The organism is Burkholderia sp. AU4i (assembly GCF_000466765.1).
Classification (GTDB): domain Bacteria; phylum Pseudomonadota; class Gammaproteobacteria; order Burkholderiales; family Burkholderiaceae; genus Burkholderia; species Burkholderia cepacia.
Map to the genome: position 1 here is coordinate 1 of NZ_ASSI01000380.1, position 2048 is coordinate 2048.

Below are 2048 nucleotides of genomic sequence, written 5' to 3' on the forward strand. Positions count from 1 at the left end.
GCGGCGCGCGGGCGAACGCTCGACGGCGTACACACCTGCGCGGCTTCGTCCAGCGCGTCGCGTCCGATAGCGCCCGCCGGCCGCCACCGGCGATGCGCTGCCGCGGCCGGCCCCGGCCCCGCATCGCGCTCCCCGGCCGGACGGCCATGACATTGTTTGTCAAAGTCGGCCGGAACCGGCTTCGTGCAACGCGGTCGGCTTGCGTTTTCCGGCCCGATTGACGATCCTACGCACTTTCAGGCCCGCGCCGCTCGTCGTGCGCGCCAGCCAGCGGCGCCGGGCCGCGTTCGGCCCGACCGCCGTGCCGCCCGGCGCCCGCACCGTGCACCGAGCAGGGCAGCCGCATCGCGGGTCGCCTCGCATCGTCCGGCAACCTGCCCCGTCTCACCCGTTCTCCCCGGCGCCGCGCCGTTTCCCGGCCGGCATCCCGAACCCGCCCGCCGAGGGCTTTCGTTATTCCGTTTATGTTTCGTTCCCTGACGACCCTGATCAAGAAGTGGCGCGCGTCGCGCAATGCCGGTCACCAGCTCGATGCGCTGCTCGCGCACGCCGACGCCGACGCGTCGTACGCCGAGCGCAGCGAATGGCTGATCGAGCTCGCGCACTGGCTGCGCCGCACCGGCACGATGCAGGACGCGCCGGCCGATCGCGACGCCGATGCGCGTGCGTATCCGGCCCATGCGCGGTTGCGCTACCTGTTCCACGTGCTCGATCGCAACCCCGGATGGAAGGCACACGCCGCGCGCATCCTGCGCGGCATCCTGTGCGAGTGCGACGGCATCTCGCTCCTGTGCGACGCCGGCATGCCCGTGCACTCGGGCTTCTTCGGCGCGCTGTTCGAGCGGATCGACTCGTCGCTGATCCCGCCGGCGCCGAACCGCCGCGAGCTGTCGGCGCTCTTCACGCTGATGTTCCCGACGCCGGAAGACGCGCAATGGATCGACGCGCTGCCCGACGATCTCCTCACGCGCCTCGCCGACCTGTTCTCGTTCGACGTCACCGACGAAGAGCGCCACGAGCCGGGTTCGTTCTCGCGCGACCTGCTGGCCGCGCTGCACAACCTGACCTGCCAGATCAGCTCGACCGGCCTGTCGCAGACGGTGCGCAGCCGGCTCTCCGACGACGACGCGCGCAAGCCGCTGGAAACGCAGCCGTTCTACCGCCTCACGCGCGCGATGCTCGCGGTCGAGACCGCGCACGCGGCCGTCGAGGACGGCGGCGACCCGAGCAAGCTGCTGCACGAGGTCAACTACCTGCGCGTGCTGCTCGACGAATGCCGGATCGCCGTCGACGAGGTGTTCTCGCACCTGTACCGCAACGGCGTGTCGGTCGACATCGTGTTCCAGGTCGAGCGGATGCGCATGCGCATCCTGCGCGCCGAGATGCTGCTCAACGCGTGGATGGCGCGCGACGACCTGCACGGGATGGCGCACCTGACGGCCGAGCTCGTCGACGCGAACCACAACAGCCAGAGCGTGTCGCACCTCGTGCGCAGCAACTTCTCGCTGTTCGCGCGCAAGCTCGTCGAAACCAACGCGGACACCGGCGAGCACTACATCTCGCGCGGCCGCGCCGAGTACCTGAAGATGCTGCGGATGGCCGCGGGCGGCGGCCTCGTCACCGTCGTGACGGTGTGCGTGAAGTTCGCGATCACGGGCGCGCACCTGCAGTCGATGCTCGAAGGGCTGCTCGCGGGCATCAACTACGCGGCCAGCTTCATGCTGATGCACTTCCTGCACTTCACGCTCGCGACCAAGCAGCCTGCGATGACCGCGCCGACGCTCGCGCGCGAGCTGGACGACACGGGCCACGACGAAGGCGTGAAGGCGTTCGTGGCATCGGTGATCGCGCTGATCCGCACGCAGGCCGCCGCGATTTCGGGCAACGTGCTCGTCGTGCTGCCCGTGTGCCTGCTGGTGCAGCTGTTCGCCGGCAACCTGCTGCATGCGAACCTGATCTCGCCGGAGAAGGCGCACGCGACGCTGCACTCGTTCTCGCTGCTCGGCCCGACGCCGCTCTACGCGGCGCTGACCGGCGTGCTGCTGTGG

Annotated in this window: 1 protein-coding gene; it reads left to right on the top strand. The window is 70.1% G+C overall.

Annotated features, from left to right (window positions below; genetic code table 11):
- Positions 1-464: 464 nt before the first annotated feature.
- On the top strand, positions 465-2048 hold a 1584-nt coding region (locus L810_RS42840; RefSeq protein ID WP_042978402.1), incomplete at its 3' end, for a membrane protein.